The sequence below is a fragment of the Kitasatospora sp. NPDC092039 genome, from assembly GCF_044756065.1.
In the GTDB taxonomy this organism is placed as follows: domain Bacteria; phylum Actinomycetota; class Actinomycetes; order Streptomycetales; family Streptomycetaceae; genus Kitasatospora.
Window position 1 is genome coordinate 103409 of the sequence record NZ_JBIVSD010000023.1, and the last position, 22811, is coordinate 126219.

The 22811-nt window shown below is 73.1% G+C and carries 6 protein-coding genes; 3 read left to right on the forward strand and 3 right to left on the reverse strand.

Annotated features, from left to right (window positions below; genetic code table 11):
* The first annotated feature begins 15 nt into the window (after positions 1-15).
* The 3 genes from ACIQI7_RS33555 to ACIQI7_RS33565 all read left to right on the forward strand — a co-directional run bounded on the left by ACIQI7_RS33555 (position 16) and on the right by ACIQI7_RS33565 (position 4491).
* Positions 16-747, forward strand: a complete 732-nt coding sequence (locus ACIQI7_RS33555; RefSeq protein ID WP_401117442.1) for a thioesterase II family protein — start codon at positions 16-18, stop codon at positions 745-747.
* On the forward strand, positions 738-1562 hold the full coding sequence (locus ACIQI7_RS33560) for a mycofactocin-coupled SDR family oxidoreductase (protein WP_401117427.1): 825 nt from the start codon (positions 738-740) through the stop codon (positions 1560-1562). The genes ACIQI7_RS33555 and ACIQI7_RS33560 overlap by 10 nt, the downstream gene beginning before the upstream one ends.
* Before the next feature lie 268 nt (positions 1563-1830).
* Positions 1831-4491 carry an amino acid adenylation domain-containing protein gene (locus tag ACIQI7_RS33565; RefSeq protein WP_401117444.1) on the forward strand — a complete coding sequence of 887 codons (2661 nt, stop codon included), beginning with the start codon at positions 1831-1833 and terminating at the stop codon, positions 4489-4491.
* Positions 4492-4513: 22 nt separating this feature from the next.
* On the opposite strand, the gene ACIQI7_RS33570 is transcribed toward ACIQI7_RS33565, so the two are convergent.
* The 3 genes from ACIQI7_RS33570 to ACIQI7_RS33580 form a co-directional block, all read right to left on the reverse strand.
* Entirely contained in the window at positions 4514-4879 is a 366-nt protein-coding gene (locus tag ACIQI7_RS33570; protein ID WP_401117429.1) for a nuclear transport factor 2 family protein, read from the reverse strand.
* Positions 4880-4881: 2 nt separating this feature from the next.
* Entirely contained in the window at positions 4882-5085 is a 204-nt protein-coding gene (locus tag ACIQI7_RS33575) for an MbtH family protein (RefSeq protein ID WP_355258392.1), read from the reverse strand.
* Positions 5086-5213: 128 nt separating this feature from the next.
* The gene (locus ACIQI7_RS33580; protein WP_401117432.1) at positions 5214-22736 is read right to left on the reverse strand and encodes a non-ribosomal peptide synthase/polyketide synthase; all 17523 of its coding nucleotides are present in this window, start codon (positions 22734-22736) and stop codon (positions 5214-5216) included.
* Positions 22737-22811: the final 75 nt, after the last annotated feature.

The following is a 22811-nucleotide window of genomic DNA, read 5'->3' on the forward strand; positions in this document are numbered from 1 at the left end:
GTGTCCCCGAACGAAATGCCCCTCGTCTGCCTTCCCTTCGCGGGCAGCGGAGCCGGATTCTACCGCACCTGGAACGGTGCACCGCCCGGCCTCAAGGTCATAGCCCTGCAACTTCCCGGCCGCGAGGAGCTGTTCCTGGAAGAGCCGTTCACCGACGCGTCGGAGGCCGCCTCCGCGCTCGCCCCGCGCGTACGGGAACTCGTGGGCGGCGAGGCGCCGTTCGCGCTCTTCGGCCACAGCTTGGGTGCCGTCCTGGCGTACGAGCTGGCCCGCGAACTAGGCGGACGCTCCGGTCTTCGCCACCTCTTCGTGAGCGGATCCCCCGGCCCCGGCAGCGGGCGTGCGCAGCGGGCGACCGGGCTGGACGACGAGGAGTTCCTGGCTCGCGTCGGCGAGTTCGCCGGTTACCGGCACGCGGCTTTCGACGACCCCGATCTGCGGGAGCTGCTCCTGCCCCTGCTGCGCGCCGATGTGGCGATGCACGAGAACTACGTCCCCGCTTCCACCGCCCCGCTGCCCCTCCCGGTCACCTCGCTGCGCGGCGCCGACGACCGGCTCGTCTCCCGGGCACAGGCCGAGGAGTGGCGGACCACCACCGAGGTCTCCTTCACCTACCGGGAACTGCCGGGCAGTCACATGTATCTCGTCGACTCCCCGGAGGCGCTCCTGACCACGGTCACGGGCGAACTCCGTGACGGCGACACCGCCCCGGCCAGCCCCGACCGAGGAGAGTCGCCGTGCAGTTGAAGGGCAGGACAGCGGTGATCACGGGGGCGGCGCGCGGGCTCGGCCGCGCCTGTGCCCTCCGCTTCGCGGCGGAGGGCGCCGACCTGCTGCTGGTCGACATCGCCGCCGACCTCCCCGGCGTGGGCTACCCCATGGGGTCGGCCGCCCAGTTGAAGCACACGGCCGACCTGTGCGCGCGGCACGGTGTCACGGTGCTCCCGGCGCACTGCGACGTACGCGATCCCCGAAGGGTCACGTCGGTCGTGGCGGAAGGCCTGGACCGGTTCGGCCGGCTGGACGTCCTGGTCAACGGCGCGGGGATCGCCGCGCCCTCCGGCCGCCCGGTCCACGAGATCTCCGAGGACGAGTGGTCGCTCATGCTGGACGTCGACCTGTCCGGGGCCTGGCGCATGACCAAGGCCGTGGTTCCGGGGATGATCGAGCAGCGCTCCGGAAGCATCATCAACATCTCCTCGACGGCCGGCCTCGTGGGCTACCGGCACTTCGCCGGCTACGTCGCCGCCAAGCACGGCCTGATCGGCCTGACCAAGGCCGCGGCGCTGGACTACGCGCCGTACCGCGTCCGGGTGAACGCGCTCTGCCCCGGCTCCGTCCGGGACGACCCGCTGGTCGAGGGCCGGATGCTCTCCGAGATCGCGCGGTCGCTCGACGTCCGCGTCGACGAACACGAGGAGGTGTTCGTCCAAGCCCAGCCGATGAACACCCTCATCGAGCCCCCGGACATCGCCGGTGCGGCCCTCTGGCTGGCGGGAGACGACTCGCGCCAGGTGACTGGCAGCGTGCTCACGGTCGACGGCGGCTTCAGCGCCCGGTGACCGTGCCCGCCCACCCCTTCGGAGAGGGAATCTGATGACCGTACGCACTCCTGCCTGCCACAGCCTGGTGGTACGCGCCCGGCACCCGGTGGACCTGGCACAGAGCCGGACGTCACTCGAACAAGAGAGCAGGGAACGGCCGGAGCTGGCGGGGTCCAGGCTGTGGAGCCTGCCGCTCACGGTGGATTCCTCGAGCGGCCCCGGGCACGCGCGCGTCCGCCGGGAGGCCGAGCGGCCGTTGCACCCCTGCGGACCTCCGTTGCGCGCCGTGCTCGTGGAGTACGCCGACGGGGTCGTCGACGCCGTCCTGGTGGCGCGGCGTTCGGTGCCCTACGGCGTGCTCGTGCGGCTGGCGGCGCTCCTCCTGGACAGCGAGCCCCTCGGCGACCACCCGCTGCCCGCCCTCGCCGCACCGGAAGCACCGGAAGCACCGGAAACGCAGGACGCGCAGGACGCGCAGGACCGGAACACGGCCCCCTGGGGCCTGGGGGACCCCCGTACGCCGGACCACATCACCGCCGGCACCGTGCCGCTGCCGGACCGTCCCGCGTGGGCCGGCGAGGAGACGCTGGTGGCCGCGGCCGCGCTGACGCTGGCGCGCTACCAGGGCGGGCCGGAGGCGCGCATCGCGGTGTACGACCGCGCCTTCCGGGCGGGCGGACCCGCGGTGCGGTCCGTCCGGGTCGACGCGGACGGCACGGTCGCGGACCTCCTCGCGGCCGGCACCGGCACTCCGCTGCCCGGCGCGGCGGCCGCGACCGTGGGCGTGGTCCTCGGCGACGCCGCCTCCGGGACGTCCTACACCCCGCTCCCGGGTTCCGGGCTCGCCCTGCTCCTCCACCTGGAACGGCAGCCCGACGGCACCTGCACCGCGCGCCTCCACCACGATCCGCGCACGGTGGCTCCGCTGACGGCGGAGTGGTTCGGACGGAGCATCCTGCACCTGGCCGAGCGGCTGCGCACCCTGCCCGGGACGACCCCGACGGCCCGGCTGGGGCTGCTGGACCACGCCGCCGCCGAGGCCGTGGCGCGGCTGGGCGGCTTCCGTCCCGCGGCCGCCGGGCCCGGGCCGGACCGGCGGACCTCGCCGGACACCATCGACGGGCGGATCGCGGAGCTGGCCCGGCGGCGGCCGGACACCGTCGCGGTGACCGACGACGAGACCAGTCTGACGTACCGCCTGCTGGACGACCGGGCGGAGCGGGTGGCCACCGGTCTGCGCTCCCTCGGGGTGAGCGGCGCACGGGTGGGGGTGTGCCTGGAACAGGACACCACGCTCGTCGCCACCCTGCTGGGCGTGCTGAAGGCGGGCTGCGCCTACGTCCCGATGGACATCCGGTATCCCGAGGAGCGGCTGCGCTACACCGCGACCGACGCCGGGGTGCCGATCGTCATCGGGGACCCGGCGCGCTTCCCCCGGATCGAGGGGGTGACCGTGGTCTCCCCCAAGGAGCTCCTGGACGCACCGGAGCCCACGGACGTACAGGAGCCCACGGGCACCGGCGAGCCCGGCGCGGAGACGGCCGCCTACGTCATCTACACCTCGGGATCCACCGGCCGGCCCAAGGGCGTCGTGGTCCCCCACCGCAACGTGCTGGCCCTGGTCGACGCGACCTCCGCGGACCTCGGTCTCGGACCGGACGACGTGTGGACGTTCTTCCACTCCAGCGCCTTCGACTTCTCCGTGTGGGAGATCTGGGGCTGCCTGCTCACCGGGGGCAGGCTGGTCGTCGTACCGCACTGGGCGGCCCGTGACCCGGACGAGTTCCACGAGCTGCTGGCCCGGCGGCGGGTGACCGTCCTCAGCCAGACCCCGTCCGCGTTCTCCCAGCTCATCGAGGCCGACATCCGGTCGGCACCGACCGCACCGCTCGCCCTGCGGCTGGTCGTCTTCGGCGGCGAACCGCTGAACACGGCGATGCTGGAGCGCTGGTTCGCCCGCCACTCCCCCGCCGAGTGCCGGCTGGTCAACATGTACGGCATTACGGAGACGACCGTCCACGTCACCGCGCAGGAGGTGACCCCGCACCAGGTCCTTGAGCGGTCCCGGTCCGTGGGCCGGGCGCTGCCCGGCTGGTGGGTGTCGGTCCGGGACGAGCACGGCCATGTCCTACCGCCGGGGCCCGCCGGTGAGATCTACGTGGGCGGCGCCGGGGTGGCCGACGGCTACCTCGGCCGTCCCGAGCTGACGGCGGCCCGCTTCGTCGACGACCCGGTGACCGGGGAGCGCGTCTACCGCAGCGGCGACCGGGGCCGGCTGAGGCCGGACGGCCGGCTCGACCACCTCGGCCGACTGGACAACCAGGTGAAGGTGCGGGGCCACCGGATCGAGCTGGACGAGATCAAGTCGGTCCTGGTCTCGGACCCCGGGGTCGCCGACGCGGCGGTCGTCTTCCGGGAGGGCGAGGCGGGGGACCCGGCCCGCGCCCGCATCGACGCCTACGCGGTGCTCCGGGACGGCGGCTCGATGGAGGAGGTGTGGCGGACGGCCCGCCGTCTGCTGCCGAGCCACATGCTCCCGGCCGCCCTCACCGAGGTGCCCGGCATCCCGCTGACCATCAACGGCAAGCCGGACTTCTCCCGGCTCCCGGCCCCCTCGCCCTTCCCCGCCCAGACGCCGACCGCGGCCCCGGCCCCGGTCCCCCGCCCGGACACGGACACGGACCGGGACGGCGCTGCGGCGGCCCCGGAGGCGAAGGGCGACCTCGGGGCCGAGATCCTCGCCGTGTGGTCCGGGCTGCTGGGCGTCGACGTGGAACCCGACGGCAACTTCTTCGAACTCGGCGGCAACTCCCTCCTGGTCGTCCGCATGCTGTCGGACCTGCGGCAACGGGGGCTGCCCAAGGTGACACCCCGCGAGTTCTACGGGAACTCGACGGCGCGGGCCTTCGTGGACCTGGTCCTCGGTCGCGCCGAGGAGACCCCGTAGCGGCACTCGCGCCAAGGGGTCGTCAGACCAAGGGGGCGAAGAAGTACGTGACGCGGTGGGCGAAGAGGCCGTTGCCGTCCGTCCGGAAGAAGTCGGCGAACCGCAGGCTCACCGCGTCACCCCCCTTGAGCGTTCCGGTGAAACTGCCGCGCACCGCGGCCTCCTGCCCGGACGCCAGCAGCTCGTCGACCGTGTGCCTACCGGCGGCGATGACCCGCTCCCCCCGGTAGAAGGCGGTCAGCTCGCCCCGTCCCACCAGCGGCTGGTAGCCCGGCCGTTCGTAGGTCGCGTCGGTGGTGAAGAGTTCCACCAGTTCGTCGAAGCGGTTGGCGTCGACCAGCGAGTAGTAGCGCTGGACCGCGTCCTGGATCTGTGGGGCTCCGGTCATGGCTACATGCTCCTCGCGAGGCTGAGCGGCCGCATGTCGGTCCACTCCCGGTCGATGTACTCCAGGCAGGTGTCGCGGGTGTCCTCGGCGTGGGCGACCGCCCAGCCCCCGGGCACCGCGAGGGAGGCCGGCCACAGGGAGTGCTGGCCCTCGTCGTTGACGAGCACGAGGTAGGCGGCGTCCGGGTCGTCGAACGGGTTCGTCATGCGATGTCCTCATCTCTGTGTCTGCGGAATCTCTGTGTCCACGGATCCGCAGGGCCGTGTATCCACGGATCCACGGCCCTGCGGGTCCACAGCTCTGCGGCTCTGCGGATCCACGGCTCCGACGCGGCTCAGGAGAGCCGGCGCATCCTCTCCGCGAGGATCGGCCCGATGACCCGCAGCGCCTGCGGGCCGGCCATGTCGGCGTGGCCGCAGTCGACCGTGCGGTGCTCGAGCGGGCCGTCGATGTACGGGGCCCACATCTCCGGGGTGACCAGGCCGGACGGGTCCTTCCGGGTGGCCGCGAACACGACGGCCTCCGTCGCCACCGGCGTGTGCTGGTGGGCCGGGCTGATCCGGATGTCGTTGGCCATGACCCGGAGGACGTCGGCGATCCGCTCCTCGGTGAAGTCGGCCACGGCCGCGTCGTGGCGACGGGCCAGTTCCGTGAACTGCTCGTAGGTGATCGGCTCCTCGTCGCCGACGGGCACCCCGAACGCCGTCAGCAGCGTCCGGTGCACCATGGACGTGTCGAGCGCCGCCTCCTCGGCGAGTTCCTCGGCGGTCCTGGGCCGCGCGGGCTGCGCGTCGAGGATGACCAGGAACGGGACGTCGAACCCGCGCTCCCGCAGCCGGGCCGCCATGGCGTGGGCGACCACCCCGCCGAACGACCAGCCCAGCAACGGGAAGGGGCCCTCGGGACGCAGCCGGAGGAGTTCGGCGACGTAGTCGTCGGCGATCTCCTCGACACTGCCCGGGAGGTCGTCCGGCTCGGACAGTCCGCGGGCCTGGAGGCCGTAGAGGGGCACCTCCGCGGGCAGGTGGCGCAGCAGTCCGGCGTACGACCAGCTCAGGCCGCCGCCCGGGTGGATGCAGAACAGCGGCACACCCTCGGGACGAGGCCGCAGCGGCAGGACGACACCGAAGGCGTCGGCCGAACCGTCGTGGTCCGCCTCCAGGCGGCGGGCGAGCCCGGCCGCGCTGGACGTCTCGAACAGCGCCCGCAGGGGCAGCTCCACGCCCAGCACCTCCCGGATCCGGCCGATCAGCCGGGTGGCGAGCAGGGAGTGGCCGCCCAGGTCGAAGAACCCGTCGTCCACTCCGACCCGCTCCACCCCGAGGACGTCGGCGAACAGCTCGGCCAGCACCGCCTCCTGGGGGGTGGCGGGCCCGCGTCCGGCGGCGGCGCCCTGGTCCGGGGCCGGCAGGGCACGGCGGTCGAGCTTGCCGTTCGGGGTCAGCGGCAGGCCGGCCAGGGTGAGCACGGCCGACGGCACCATGTACTCGGGCAGCCGCAGGCGCAGGGCGTCCCGCAGGTCGCGGCGCTCGGCGAGGTGCGGCGCGTCGGCCGTCCCGTCGGGCACCACGTAGGCGACCAGCCGCTGGTCCCCCGGGCGGTCCTCCCGGACCACCACCACGGCGTGCGCCACCCCGGGCTGTTCCCGGAGCAGGACCTCGATCTCGCCGGGTTCGATCCGGAAGCCCCGGATCTTGACCTGCTGGTCGGCCCGGCCGGCGAACTCCAGCAGGCCGTCCCGGTTCCAGCGGACCAGGTCACCGGTGCGGTACATCCGGGTACCGGCCGGGCCGTACGGGTCCGCGACGAAGCGCTGGGCGCTCAGCCCCGGCTGCCCCAGGTACCCTCGCGCCACGCCGGCGCCGGCGATGTACAGCTCGCCCACCACGCCGGGCGGCACCAGGCCGAGACGCTCGTCGAGGACGTGGACCCGCGTGTTGGCGATCGGCGTCCCGATGGGCGTGCGCTCCGGCGTCGCACCGGAGCCGATCACGGCCGACGTGGACCAGATGGTGGTCTCGGTCGGTCCGTACAGGTTGACGACCTCGGCGGCACGGGCCGCGAGGGTCCGCGCGAGGTCCGGCGGGAGCGCCTCGCCGCCCACCAGGACCCGGAGCCCGTCGAGGCACTGCGGCTGCTCGTCGGCGAGCGCGCGCCACAGCGTGGGGGTCGCCTGCATGACGGTGGCGCCGGTGGCCCGGAGCAGACCGGCGAGCGCGGCGGGCGTGCGGGCCGTGTCGCGGTCGGCGAGCACGAGCGTGGCGCCCTTGGTCAGCGGCAGGCAGATCTCCAGCACGGAGATGTCGAACCCGACGGTGGTCACGCCCACCCAGCGGTCCTCGGTGGTCAGCGGGAAGCGCTCGGCCATGTCGGCGAGGAAGTTCGACAGTGCCCCGTGCTCCACCACCACGCCCTTGGGCGCGCCCGTGGATCCGGAGGTGTACAGGACGTAGGCCGGGTCCGCGGCACGGGCGACCGGCTCCGGGTCGGTGTCCGGGCACAGGGCCAGGGCGCCCGCGGTGTCCGGGGCGTCGGTGACCACGGTCGCCGAGGACGGACGCTCCGCGAGAACCCCCGCTCCGACGCCCGTGGCGACGGCCTCGCTGGTGAGCAGGAGCGCCGGCGCGGCCTCGGTGAGGATGTGCGTCACCCGGGCGCTCGGGAACTCGGGGTCGACCGGCAGGTAGGCCGCACCCGTCTTGAGGACGCCGAGGATCGCCGCAATCAGGTCGGCCGACCGCTCGTACATCAGCGCCACCGTGTCGCCCGGTCGGACGCCCTGGGCGATGAGCCAGTGGGCGACCCGGTTGGCCCGGGCATTGAGCTGCGCGTAGCTCAACCGCGTGGCCCCGGCGACCAGGGCCGTCGCCTCGGGCGTCCGCGCCGTCTGCGCGGCGAACAGCTCCGGCAGAGTCGTCGCCGGCACCTCACGGGCGGTGTCGTTCCAGCCCGACAGGACCTGTCGGCGCTCCTCGGGGGTGAGGATGTCGGCCCGGCCGACCGGCAGCTCGGGACGCGCGGTCAGCTCCTTCAGCAACCGGACCCACCGGTCGAGGAACAGCTCGACAGTGGCCCGGTCGAAGAGATCCGTCGCGAACTCCGCGACTCCGCGAACCCCGTGACCGGACTCCTCGACGAGGCTGAGCGTCAGGTCGACCCGGGACACGCCCGTGTCCACCGGTTCCTCGGCCACCTCCAGACCCGGCAGCGCGAATCCCGCCCGCTCGGTGTTCTGCAACGCCAGCATCACCTGGAACAGCGGATGCCGCGCCGCCGAACGCCGCGGGTTGAGCTCCTCCACCAGGTACTCGAACGGCACGTCCTGGTGCGCCAGCGCACCGAGCCCTGCCTCCCGCACCCGGCCCACCAGCTCCACGAACGACGGGTCGCCCGACACGTCCGTGCGCAGCACCAGCGTGTTCACGAAGAACCCGACCAGGTCGTTCAAGGCCTCGTCCGAACGACCCGCGACGGGCGAACCGATCGGGATGTCCTCACCCGCCCCGAGCCGGGACAGCAGCACGGCCAACGAAGCCTGCAACACCATGAACATCGTGGCGTTCGACGACCGCGCGAGGTCGCTCAGCGAAGCATGCAGCTCCGGATCGATGACGAACGAGGTCGTCTCTCCCGCGTAGGTGGCCACGGCCGGCCTCGGACGGTCGGCGGGCAGGCTGACCTCCTCGGGGAGGGCCGCCAACTGACCGCGCCAGTAGGCGATCTGCTCGTCGCGGACGTCGTCCAGGACCTCGCGCTGCCACAGCGTGTAGTCCCCGTACTGCACCGGCAGCGGCTCCCACTCCGGTGCCGCACCCTCCAACCGGGCCGCGTACGCCTCCGCCAGACCCGCGGCGAACGGAACCAACGACCACCCGTCACCGGCGATGTGATGGAGCACCACCAGCAGCACGTGCTCCTGCGGACCCGCGGCGAACAACCACGCCCGCACCGGGATCTCCGCCGACAGATCGAACGCGTACCGGGCGGCCCCGGCCATCGCCTCGCCCAGCCCGTCGGGCTCGACCTCCACCGTCTCCAGCGGAACCGACGCCTCGGTCAGCACCCGCTGGCACGGCTCGCCGTCCACCTCCGCGAACACCGTCCGCAACGACTCGTGCCGCCCCACCACATCGTCCAGCGCCGCCGCCAGCGCACCACGGTCCAGCACACCCGACAACCGCAGCCCCAACGGCATGTTGTACGTCGCCGACGGACCCTCCAACCGGTGCAGGAACCACAGGCGCTGCTGCGCGAAGGACAACGGCAACACCTCCGGCCGCACCCCCGCCACCAACTGCGGGCGCACCGCACCACCGGAAACCAACCGCTCGGCCAGCCCCGCCACCGTCGGCGACTCGAACACCGCACGCAGCGGCAACTCCACGCCCAGCACCGAGCGCACCCGGCTCACCAGCCGCGTCGCCATCAAGGAGTGACCGCCCAGGCCGAAGAACCCGTCGTCGATCCCGACCCGGTCGACCCCCAGCACCTCCGCGAACAGACCGCAGAGGATCTCCTCCTGCGGCGACCGCGAGGCCCGCATCGACTGCGGCGTGTGGTCGGGGTCGGGCAGGGCGTCCCGGTCGAGCGCACCGTCCGCCGTCAGCGGGAGGGCGGGAACAGGCATGATCACAGCGGGCAGCCGGTGTTCCGGCAGCCGGTGCTTCAGGTCCTCGTGCACACGCGACACGGAGAACTGGTTCATGACGAGCGGCACCACGTAGGCGATCGACCGCGCCGCCTCCCCGTCCGCCACCACGGTGGCCTCGGCGACGCCGGGCAGCGTCCGCAGCACGGCTTCGAGCTCCAGGGCAGCCGCCTGCGGGTCGGCGGGGCCGACGAGTTCCAGGTGCCCGTCGCCGATCCGGCGGCGGGCCAGCTCGCCCGTGCGGTACATCCGCGCGTCCGGCGTGCCGAACGGGTCCGGTACCCAGCGCTCCGGGTCGGTGCCGGCCAGGTCACTCTCGGCACCCCCGGCGTACAGCTCGCCCACGACACCCCGCGGCACGAGCCGCAGGTTCCGGTCCAGGACGTAGTCCAGCCGCGACAGTTCGTGGTGTTCGTCGGGGGTGAGGATGTCGGCCCGGCCGACCGGCAGCTCGGGCCGCGCGGTCAACTGCTCCAGCAACCGGACCCAGCGGTCGAGGAACAGCTCGACAGTGGCCCGGTCGAAGAGATCCGTCGCGAACTCCGCGACTCCGCGAACCCCGTGACCGGACTCCTCGACGAGGCTGAGCGTCAGGTCGACCCGGGACACGCCCGTGTCCACCGGTTCCTCGGCCACCTCCAGACCCGGCAGCGCGAATCCCGCCCGCTCGGTGTTCTGCAACGCCAGCATCACCTGGAACAGCGGATGCCGCGCCGCCGAACGCCGCGGGTTCAACTCCTCCACCAGGTACTCGAACGGCACGTCCTGATGCGCCAGCGCACCGAGCCCTGCCTCCCGCACCCGGCCCACCAGCTCCACGAACGACGGGTCGCCCGACACGTCCGTGCGCAGCACCAGCGTGTTCACGAAGAACCCGACCAGGTCGTTCAAGGCCTCGTCCGAACGACCCGCGACGGGCGAACCGATCGGGATGTCCTCACCCGCGCCAAGTCGGGACAGCAGCACGGCCAACGAAGCCTGCAACACCATGAACATCGTGGCGTTCGACGACCGCGCGAGGTCACCCAGTGCGCGGTGCAGGTCTGGGCTTAGCTCGAACGACGTCATGTCGCCCGCGTAGGAGGCCACGGCCGGCCTCGGACGGTCGGCGGGCAGGCTGACCTCCTCGGGGAGGCCCGCCAACTGGCCGCGCCAGTAGGCGATCTGCCCGTCACGGATGTCGTCCAGGACCTCGCGCTGCCACAGCGTGTAGTCCCCGTACTGCACCGGCAACGGCTCCCACTCCGGCGCCGAACCCTCCAACCGGGCCGCGTACGCCTCCGCCAGACCCGCGGCGAACGGAACCAACGACCACCCGTCACCGGCGATGTGGTGCAACACGACGAGCAGCACATGCTCGGTCGGGCCGGTGCTGAACAGCCAGGAACGGACGGGAACTTCGGTTGACAGGTCGAAGGCGTACCGGGCGGCCCCGGCCATCGCCTCGCGCAGCCCGTCGGGCTCGACCTCCACCGTCTCCAGCGGAGCCGACGCCTCGGGCAGCACCCGCTGGCACGGCTCGCCGTCCACCTCCGCGAACACCGTCCGCAACGACTCGTGCCGCCCCACCACATCGTCCAACGCCGCCGCCAGCGCACCACGGTCCAGCACACCCGACAACCGCAGCCCCAACGGCATGTTGTACGTCGCCGACGGACCCTCCAACCGGTGCAGGAACCACAGACGCTGCTGCGCGAAGGACAACGGCAACACCTCCGGCCGCACCCCCGCCACCAACTGCGGGCGCACCGCACCGCCCGAACCCGACCGCTCGGCCAGCCCCGCCACCGTCGGCGACTCGAACACCGCACGCAGCGGCAGCTCCACGCCCAGCACCGAGCGCACCCGGCTCACCAGCCGCGTCGCCAGCAGCGAGTGGCCGCCCAGGTCGAAGAAGTCGTCGTCGATCCCGACCCGGTCGACCCCCAGCACCTCCGCGAACAGACCGCACAGCGCCACCTCGCGCGCCGAACGAGGCCCGCGGCCACCCTCCGACACCAGGGCACCGAAGTCGGGCACCGGCAACGCGGCCCGGTCCACCTTCCCGTTCGGCGTCAGGGGAAGCCGGTTCAGGGGGACGACGGCCGCCGGGATCATGTGCTCCGGCAGAAGGGCCCGCAGGTGTTCCCGGAGCTGCCGGGTGTCGATCCCGGCGTCCTGCCCCGGCACCGCGTACGCCACCAGGTTGTTCTCCCTGGCGACCACGAGGGCCTGGCGGACCGCCGGATGGCCGGTGAGAGCCGCCTCGATCTCGGCCGGCTCGATCCGGAAGCCGCGGATCTTGACCTGCTGGTCGGCCCGGCCGAGGAACTGCAGGACCCCGTCGGCCGTCCAGCGGGCGAGGTCGCCCGTGCGGTACATGCGCTCGCCGGGTACGCCGTACGGGTTCGCCACGAACCGCTCGGCCGTCACTCCCGGCCGCCGCAGGTAGCCGTCCGCCAACTGCACTCCGGCGATGTACAGCTCGCCGGGAGCGCCGGGAGCCACCGGCTGGAGCGCCGCGTCGAGCACGTACAGGCGGGTGTTCCAGACCGGCCGGCCGATGGGGACGACACCCGAGTCGGCGACGCTGCGCCAGGAGGTGACGTCCACCGCGGCCTCGGTCGGCCCGTAGAGGTTGTGCAGTTCCACATGGGGCAGCGCGTCGTGGAACCTCGCGGCCAGGTCCGCCGGTAGCGCCTCGCCACTGCACAGCACCCGGGTCAGGCCGGTGCAGTGCGCGGAGGACCCGTCGGCGAGGAACGCCTCCAGCATGGACGGCACGAAGTGGACGGTGGTGACACCCTCCGCCTGGATCAGCCGGCTCAGGTACGCCGGGTCCTTGTGGCCTCCGGGCTCCGCGACCACGAGCGTGGAGCCGGTGATGAGCGGCCAGAAGAACTCCCACACGGAGACGTCGAAGCTCGCCGGTGTCTTCTGGAGGACCCGGTCGTCCGGGCCGAACCCGTACTCGTCCTGCATCCACCGGAGCCGGTTGACGATGGCCCGCTGCGGGACGACGACGCCCTTGGGGCGCCCGGTGGAGCCCGAGGTGTAGATCACGTACGCGGGAAGGGCGGGGTCCGAGGCGACGGCCGGATCGGTGGCTTCGCCGCCCTCCCCGTCGAGCAGCCCGCTGATCAGGTCGAGGTCGTCGACCAGGTACGCGGGCTCCGCGTCACGGCGCATGAATTCGATGCGCTCCGCCGGGTAGTCCAGGTCCAGCGGCAGGTACGCGGCACCGGCCTTGTGCGTGGCCAGCAGCACGGTGACCAGCTCGACCGACCTCGGCAGCGCCACGGCCACCGTGTCGCCCGGTCGGACGCCCTGGGCGATGAGCCAGTGGGCGACCCGGTTGGCGCGGGCATTGAGCTGCGCGTAGCTCAACCGCGTGGCCCCGGCGACCAGGGCCGTCGCCTCGGGCGTCCGCGCCGCCTGCGCGGCGAACAGCTCCGGCAGAGTCGTCGCCGGCACCTCACGGGCGGTGTCGTTCCAGCCCGACAGGACCTGTCGGCGCTCCTCGGGGGTGAGGATGTCGGCCCGGCCGACCGGCAGCTCGGGACGCGCGGTCAGCTCCTTCAGCAACCGGACCCACCGGTCGAGGAACAGCTCGACAGTGGCTTGGTCGAACAGCTCCGTCGCGAACTCCGCGATCCCGCGCACCCCGCCGCTCTCGGGCTCCTCCGCCAGGCTGAGCGTCAGGTCGACCCGGGAGACACCCGTGCCCACCGGCTCCGCCGACACCTCCAGACCCGGCAGCTCGAAACGCGCCCGCTCGGTGTTCTGCAACGCCAGCATCACCTGGAACAGCGGATGCCGCGCCGCCGAACGCCGCGGGTTCAACTCCTCCACCAGGTACTCGAACGGCACGTCCTGATGCGCCAGCGCACCGAGCCCTGCCTCCCGCACCCGGCCCACCAGCTCCACGAACGACGGATCACCCGACACGTCCGTCCGCAGCACCAGCGTGTTCACGAAGAACCCGACCAGATCGTTCAACGCCTCGTCCGAACGACCCGCCACCGGCGAACCGATCGGGATGTCCTCACCCGCGCCAAGTCGGGACAGCAGCACGGCCAACGAAGCCTGCAACACCATGAACAACGTGGCGTTCGACGACCGCGCGAGCTCGCTCAGCGAAGCATGCAGCTCCGGATCGATGACGAACGAGGTCGTCTCTCCCGCGTAGGTGGCCACGGCCGGCCGAACTCGGTCGGCGGGCAGGCTGACCTCCTCGGGGAGGCCCGCCAACTGGCCGCGCCAGTAGGCGATCTGCTCGTCGCGGACGTCGTCCAGGACCTCGCGCTGCCACAGCGTGTAGTCCCCGTACTGCACCGGCAACGGCTCCCAGCCCGGCGCCGCACCCTCCAACCGGGCCGCGTACGCCTCCGCCAGATCACGGGCCAACGGAACCAACGACCACCCGTCACCGGCGATGTGGTGCAACACGACGAGCAGCACATGCTCGGTCGGGCCGGTGCTGAACAGCCAGGAACGGACGGGAACTTCGGCCGACAGGTCGAACGCGTACCGGGCGGCCCCGGCCATCGCCTCGCCCAGCCCGTCGGGCTCGACCTCCACCGTCTCCAGCGGAGCCGACGCCTCGGGCAGCACCCGCTGGCACGGCTCGCCGTCCACCTCCGCGAACACCGTCCGCAACGACTCGTGCCGCCCCACCACATCGTCCAACGCCGCCGCCAGCGCACCACGGTCCAACACACCCGACAACCGCAACCCCAACGGCATGTTGTACGTCGCCGACGGACCCTCCAACCGGTGCAGGAACCACAGACGCTGCTGCGCGAAGGACAACGGCAACACCTCCGGCCGCACCCCCGCCACCAACTGCGGGCGCACCGCACCACCGGAAACCAACCGCTCGGCCAGCCCCGCCACCGTCGGCGACTCGAACACCGCACGCACCGAAAGCTCGGCACCCAACCGCTCACGGACACGGCCCATCAACCGCATCACCAGCAGCGAGTGGCCGCCCAGGTCGAAGAAGTCGTCGTCGATCCCGACCCGGTCGACCCCCAGCACCTCCGCGAACAGACCGCACAGCGCCACCTCGCGCGCCGAACGAGGCCCCCGGCCACCCTCCGACACCAGGGCACCGAAGTCGGGCACCGGCAACGCGGCCCGGTCCACCTTCCCGTTCGGCGTCAGGGGTATCGCGGGAACAGCCGTGATCAGGGAGGGAACCATGTACTCCGGGAGCTGCCCGCGCAGTTCCTCGGCGACCGCGGACGAGTCGTACCCAGTGCCGGGCTCGGTCACCACGTACGCGACGAGACGGACATCGCCTTCCCGGACGGTGTGGACGAGGACGGTGGCGTGGGTCACCCCGGTACACCGCCGCAGCGCCGACTCGATCCCGCCCGGCTCGATCCGGAAGCCCCGGATCTTGACCTGCTGGTCGGCCCGGCCGGCGAACTCCAGCAGGCCGTCCCGGTTCCAGCGGGCCAGGTCGCCCGTGCGGTACATGCGCTCGCCGGGTACGCCGTACGGGTTCGCCACGAACCGCTGGGCGCTCAGCCCCGGCTGCCCCAGGTACCCGCGCGCCATACCGGCGCCGGCGACGTACAGCTCGCCCACCACGCCGGGCGGCACCAGGCCGAGGTGCTCGTCGAGGACGTACACCTGCTTGTTGGTGATCGGTCGGCCGATCGGCAGGGACGGCTCCGGGTCGTGGCCGGGCGGCATCTCGTGCAGGGTGGCGAAGGTGGTGGTCTCGCCCGGTCCGTAGCCGTTCACCACGGTGAGGTCCGGGCAGGCCGCCATGACGCGTCGCACCGGGTCCTGCGGGACGACCTCACCACCGGTGAAGACCTGGCGGACGGACGCGAAGCAGTCGGGCCGGTCCTCCGCCATCGCCTTGAACAGTCCCGCGGTGATCCACAGGGAGGTGATGCCGTGGTCGCGGATGATGTCCCGCAGATGCGGTCCGTCGAGCGGCACATCGGGGGCGATCACGACCCGGCCGCCGAGCAGCAGGGGCATCCACAGCTCGAACGGCAGGGCGTCCCAGGCGGTCGGCGAGTGGAGCAGCACCCGCGCGGGGTACCGGCCGACCGCGGGATCGTCGGCCAGGGAGGTGATGTCGGTGTGGGTGAGCCCGATGCCCTTCGGGGTACCGCTGGATCCGGACGTGTAGATGATGCAGGCCAGCTGGTCGGGGTCGGGGGACACCCCGGGGCCGCCGACGGGCCGGGCGGACGGGGACGGGGCCGTGGACGGCAGGTGCGCGGCGCCGTCCTGGATCAGCAGGACCTGGTCCTCGGGCACGAAGGCCGGGACGCGGGTCGGCGCGTCGGCCAGCAGCAGGTTGACGTCGTTGTCCGCCCACATCCTGCGGGCCTGGCTCTCCGGGTACCGCGCGTCGAGCGACAGGTACATACCGCCCGCCTTGACCACGGCCAGCACCGCGACCACGAAGCCGATCGACCGCGGCATGGCGATGGCCACCAGACGTTCCGCGCCGACACCACGGGCGATCAGCTCCTCGGCGAGGCGGTCGGCCCGCTCGTCGAGTTCGGCGTACGTGAGCCGGGTGCCGTCGGCGACGACCGCGACGGCGTCCGGGACCCGCTCGACCTGCGCGCGGAAGACCGTGACCAGGCTGCGCGCCGGCAGCTCAGTGTCGGTCCGGCGCGCCAGGAGCTGCTGCCGCTCCTCGGGGGTGAGGATGTCGGCCCGGCCGACCGGCAGCTCGGGCCGCGCGGTCAACTGCTCCAGCAGCCGCACCCAGCGGTCGAGGAACAGCTCGACGGTGGCCCGGTCGAACAGGTCCGTCGCGAACTCCGCGATCCCGCGCACCCCGCCGCTCTCGGGCTCCTCCGCCAGGCTGAGCGTCAGGTCGACCCGGGACACGCCCGTGCCCACCGGCTCCGCCGACACCTCCAGGCCCGGCAGCTCGAAACGCGCCCGCTCGGTGTTCTGCAGCGCCAGCATCACCTGGAACAGCGGGTGCCGCGCCGCCGAACGCCGCGGGTTGAGCTCCTCCACCAGGTACTCGAACGGCACGTCCTGGTGCGCCAGCGCGCCCAGGCCTGCCTCCCGCGCCCGGCCCACCAGCTCCACGAACGACGGGTCGCCCGACACGTCCGTGCGCAGCACCAGCGTGTTCACGAAGAACCCGACCAGGTCGTTCAAGGCCTCGTCCGAACGACCCGCGACGGGAGAACCGATCGGGATGTCCTCACCCGCCCCGAGCCGGGACAGCAGCACGGCCAACGAAGCCTGCAACACCATGAACAACGTGGCGTCGTGGGCACGCGCCACCTCACCGACGGCACGGTGCAGCTCCGGGCCCAGCTCGAACGACGTCATGTCGCCCGCGTAGGAGGCCACGGCCGGCCTCGGACGGTCGGCGGGCAGGCTGACCTCCTCGGGGAGGCCCGCCAACTGACCGCGCCAGTAGGCGATCTGCTCGTCGCGGACGTCGTCCAGGACCTCGCGCTGCCACAGCGTGTAGTCCCCGTACTGCACCGGCAACGGCTCCCACTCCGGCGCCGCACCCTCCAACCGGGCCGCGTACGCCTCCGCCAGACCCGCGGCGAACGGAACCAACGACCACCCGTCACCCGCGATGTGATGGAGCACCACCAGCAGCACGTGCTCCTGCGGACCCGCGGCGAACAACCACGCCCGCACCGGAATCTCCACCGACAGATCGAACGCGTACCGGGCCGCCCCGGCCAACGCCTCGCCCAGCCCGTCGGGCTCGACCTCCACCGTCTCCAGCGGAACCGACACCCCGCTCAGCACCCGCTGGCACGGCTCGCCGTCCACCTCCGCGAACACCGTCCGCAACGACTCGTGCCGCCCCACCACATCGTCCAGCGCCGCCGCCAGCGCACCACGGTCCAGCACACCCGACAACCGCAACCCCAACGGCATGTTGTACGTCGCCGACGGACCCTCCAACCGGTGCAGGAACCACAGACGCTGCTGCGCGAAGGACAACGGCAACACCTCCGGCCGCACCCCCGCCACCAACTGCGGGCGCACCGCACCGCCCGAACCCGACCGCTCGGCCAGCCCGGCGACCGTCGGCGACTCGAACACCGCACGCAGCGGCAACTCCACGCCCAGCACCGAGCGCACCCGGCTCACCAGCCGCGTCGCCAGCAGCGAGTGGCCGCCCAGGTCGAAGAAGTCGTCGTCGATCCCGACCCGGTCGACCCCCAGCACCTCCGCGAACAGACCGCACAGCGCCACCTCGCGCGCCGAACGGGGCTCGCGTACGGACCGCGACGCGTAGTCGGGAGCCGGGAGGGCCCGCCGGTCGAGCTTGCCGCTGGAGGTGAGCGGCATCGCGTCGAGGGCGATGACCGCGGACGGCACCATGTACTCGGGCAGCCGCTGCCGCAGGGCGTCCCGCAGCCCCGCCAGGACGCGCCCGGTCGTCCGGGAGCTCAGCGGGTTGTTCACCAGGGCCGACAGCGGCTTGTCCTGGGCGTACGCCGGCCGGTGCACGTCCGTGTAGACGGCGTCCGCGGCTCCGCCGGGCACGAGCACGGCGTCGAGGGCGTCCGGCGCCCCGGGCGACCAGGTGGTCAGGACCTGGCAGCCGTGCCGCTCGCCCCAGGCGTGCAGGGCCTCGGGGTCGACGGCCTCGGGTGCGCTCCCATCGGCCCGTCCCGTGCTCAGGAGGGCGCGGAGCCGGCTCGGCGGCGCCTCGTGCGCGAGTTCCTCCGCCGCCGCGACCTCGCCGGTCAGACGGCTGTTGAGGAGGCCCGTGATCCGGACCGGCCCGGCCCCGGAGGTGAGGGCGTCCAGGCCCTCCAGGTCCCGGAGGCCGGTGAGGTCGCGGCCCCAGACGAGTTCCGGCACATCCGCTAGGGACTCGGCCCGGGCGGTCCCGTCCGCCTTGTGCAGGACGACCTCGTAGCGGTGCCTGGTCAGCTCGTTGTGATGGGTGCCTCGCTTGAGCCGGATGTCGACGCCCACCACCGCCTCGGGGTGGCGCCGCGCCCAGACGGTGAAGAAGTCCGGGTCGATGACCAGTTCCTTCTCCATGATCACCGCGTGTTCCACGGCCGCCCTGAGCTGCTCGCCGGTGGTGCCCTCCGCCACGTGGCCGAGGTGGATCCCGGTCTGGAAGGCGCGCAGCGAGCCGCGGTGGCGCACGTCGCCCACGACGATGCGCCCGCCGGGGGCGAGCCGGCCGAGCGCGCCGTCCAGGACCCTGGCCAGGTAGTCGGCGTCGGGGAAGTACTGGATGATCGAGTTGAGGACGACGGTGTCGAAGTACTCGGTCGGGATGTCGTCCATGACGTCTGCGGGCCGGCAGAGCAGCCGTACCCGGTCGGCGATCCCAGCGGCCTCGCACTGGGCGGTGAGGCGGTCGATCACGGGCGCCGAGAAGTCGGTCGCCCAGTAGGCCTCGGTCCGGGGGGCGAGCGGGCCGAGGATCAGGCCGGAGCCCACGCCGATCTCCAGGACGCGCCGGGGCGGGCGCTCCGTGATGCGGGTCACCGCGGCGTCGCGCCAGACGCGCATCTCGTCGAGCGGGATCGGCCCGCCGGTGTAGGAGCTGTTCCAGCCGGTGAAGTCCTGGCCGAGCACGGCGGCTTCCGCCCTGGCACCGCCGTAGACGTCGTCGTAGATCTCGCGCCACTCGTCCACCTGGTCGTCCTCGGCGGCCTCGCCCTCGGGGACGATGTACGCGACGAGCCGCGGGTCGCCGTCGCGGTCCTCGCGGACCACCACCACGGCCTGGGCGACGCCGGCCTGCTCGCGCAGGGCGGCCTCGATCTCGCCGGGTTCGATCCGGAAGCCGCGGACCTTGACCTGCTGGTCGGCCCGGCCCAGGTACTCGAGCTGCCCCTCCGCCGTCCAGCGCGCGATGTCGCCCGTGCGGTACATCCGGGTGCCGGCCGGGCTGAACGGATCGGCCACGAAGCGCTGGGCGGTGAGCCCGGGCTGGTCGAGGTAACCGCGGGCCAGACCCGCGCCCGCCAGGTACAGCTCGCCGGGGACGCCCGGGGGCACCGGCCGCAGGCGTCCGTCCAGGACCCGGACCCGGGTGTTGTCGACGGGGCGTCCGATCGGTACGTCACGGCCGGTGAGCGGCCCGCTGATGGCCGCGACCACCGTGGACTCGGTCGGGCCGTAGGCGTTGACCATGCGGCGTCCCGGCGACCAGCTCCGCACCAGGTCGGGGCCGCAGGCCTCGGCGCCCACGATCAGGGTGCGGAATCCGGTGAGCGCCTCGGCGGAGCCGGCCGGCAGGGTGCCGAGCACGGACGGCGGGATGAGCGCGTGGGTGATCCGGCGGTCGGCCAGCACGTCGGCCAGTTCGGCGCCGACGAGCCGGTCCCGGGCGCCCAGGACGAGGGCGGCGCCGGAAGCGAAGGCCATGGTCAGTTCGAGCACGGCCGCGTCGAAGCCGGGCGACGACAGCTGGAGCACCCGGGAGTCGGGGGTGACCTCGCACTGCCGCAGCAGGGTGCTCGCCAGGCTTCCGAGGCCCTGGTGGGTGACGACGACGCCCTTGGGCACGCCGGTGGAGCCGGAGGTGTGGATGACGTAGGCCGGGTGGCCGGGGTGCAGCGGTACCTCGGGTCCCGGGTCGTGGTCGGGGCAGCCGGCCAGGGCGGCGGCCGTCCCGGGGTCGTCGGTGGCCACGGTCTCGGTGCCGTCGTGCAGTGCGCCGAGGGTGTCGGCGAGCGCCCGGGTGGTCAGGAGCAGCTTCGGGGCGGCGTCGGCCAGGATGCGGCCGGCCCGTTCGGCGAGGTGCTCGGGGTCGAGGGGGACGTAGGCGGCGCCCGCCTTGAGGACGCCGAGGACGGCCGCGATCTGCTCGGGCGAGCGCTCGTGGAGGACGGCCACGTACTGCTCGGGGCCGATGCCCCGGGCGCGCAGCCAGTGGGCGATCCGGTTGGCCCGGGCGTCCAGCTCCCGGTAGGTCAGTTCGACGTCGCCGCAGACCAGGGCCGTCGCCTCGGGGGTGCGGGCGACCTGGGCCGCGAAGAGCGCCGGCAGGCTCGACCCGGCGGTGTCGTCGGTGCGGCCGGTGTTCCACTCGGCGATCCGCGCGTGCTCCCGCGGGGTGAGGACGTCCGCTTCGCCGATGGGGGCCGCCGGGTCGCGGACCAGGGCGCGCATGAACTCGGTCCAGCGGTGGACCAGGGCGTCGACGGTGGCGGCGTCGAAGAGCTCCGTGGCGTACTCGACGTAGGCGTCGATGCCGGTGGGCTCGCCGTCCGCGCCATGGCTCTCGGTCAGGCTGAAGAAGAGGTCGAAGCGGGCGGTCCCGGTGCCGACGAGCTCCGGGCGGACGTCGAGTCCGGGCATGCCGAACGTGGCCTGCTCGTTGTTCTGCAGGGTCAGGGCCACCTGGAACAGCGGGTGGTGGGCGGTCGAGCGGTGCGGGTTGATCTCTTCCACCAGGGACTCGAACGGGACGTCCTGGTGGGCGTAGGCCGCGAGGCTGGTCTCCCGGACCCGGCCGACGAGTTCGGCGAACGACGGGTCGCCCGAGGTGTCCGTGCGCAGCACCAGCATGTTGACGAAGAAGCCCACCAGCCGGTCGAGCGCCTCGTCGGTCCGGCCGGCGATGCCGCTGCCGAGCGGGATGTCGGTGCCGGCGCCGAGCCGGGTCAGCAGGGCGGCAAGGGCGGCCTGCAGGACCATGAAGACGGTGGCGTCGTGGGCGCGGGCCAGTTCGCTCAGCGCGCGGTGCAGGTCCGGGTCGAGCGCGAACGGGGTCACGTCCCCGGCGTACGAGGCCACGGCGGGCCGTGCGCGGTCGGCGGGGAAGCTCACCTCTTCCGGGAGGTCGGCCAACTTCTCGCGCCAGTAGTCCACTTGGCGTCCGAAGAGGCTGTCGGGGTCGTCCGCCTCGCCCAGCAGGTCCCGCTGCCAGAGGGTGTAGTCCGCGTACTGAACCGGCAGCGGCTCCCAGCCCGGCGCCGCACCGTCGAGCCGGGCCGCGTAGGCCTCGGCCAGGTCACGGGCCAGCGGCACCATGGACCACCCGTCGCCCGCGATGTGGTGCAGCACGACGAGCAGCACGTGCTCGGCCGGCCCGGCGCTGAACAGCCAGGCCCGGATGGGCACTTCGGTCTCCAGGTCGAAGGTGTACCGGGCCGCCCCGGTCACCTCCCGCCGCAGTTCGCCGGCCTCGACCCGGCGGGTCTCCAGCGGCACCCGGAACTCTGCCAGCACCCGCTGGCTCCGCTCGCCGTCCGCCTCCGCGAACACGGTCCGCAGCGACTCGTGCCGGCCCACCACGTCGTTCAGCGCGGCCGCCAGCGCCGCCGGGTCCGGTTCCCCGGACATCCACAGCGCGAGCGGCACGTTGTACGTCGCCGACGGGCCCTCCAACTTGTTGAGGAACCAGAGGCGTTGCTGCGCGAACGACAGCGGCAGCACGTCCGGGCGCGCGACCCGCGCGAGCCGGGTGCGCCGCTCCCCGGTCCCGTCCCCGAGGCGGAGCGCCAGGGCGTCCGGGCTCGGGTGCTCGAACAGCTCGCGGGGCTGGATCTCGGCCCCGAGGACACCGCGGACGCGGCTGATCAGACGGGTGGCGAGGAGGGACTGCCCGCCCATGTCGAAGAAGCTGTCGCCGGCTGCCACGTGGGTGAGACCGAGCAGTTCGGCGAAGAGTCCGCGGAGGACCTCCTCCCGGGCGTGCGGCTCGTCGGCGCCGAGGATCTCGACGGCGGCGAGGTGGGCCGGCAGGCGGTCGCGGAGTTCCCGCAGCACCTTCGGGGACGGGCTGGGCAGGACGTAGGCCGTGATCCCGGCCTCGGCCCTCGCCGCCGTCCACTCCTGACCGCCGGCGGCTTCGGCTCCGTCCGCAGCGCCGTCGGTGTCGTCCGCGCGGCCGTCGGTTCCTTCGGTGGAACCGTCGGCCCGTACCAGGACCGGGACCGCGTGGGAGACCTCGGGGTGTTCCAGCAGCAGATCGCGCAGCTGGTCGAGCAGCCGGCGCCCCCGCTCGTCCTCCCGGCTGCCGGACAGCAGTCCGGCCAGGGACAGCGATTCGGCACCGGTGGCGGCGATCCGGCGCGGGCGGCGGACGAGTCGGCGCAGCACGGAGGGCACCAGCTCGGCGGAGCGCTCGCGCAGGCCGAGGGTGTCGAGGCGCACGGGGGCCACCACGGGCCGGCCGGCGCGGAGCGCGAGGTCGAGCAGGTCGAGGGCGCGCGCCGTGGGCAGGGGCAGCACACCGGAGCGCCGGATGCGGTCGAGGTCGCCCTCGTCGAGGCCGGCGGTCATGCCGGACTCCTGCTCCCACAAGCCCCACGCCAGCGAGAGACCCGGCAGACCCCGGGCCGCCCGCTCGTGCGCCAA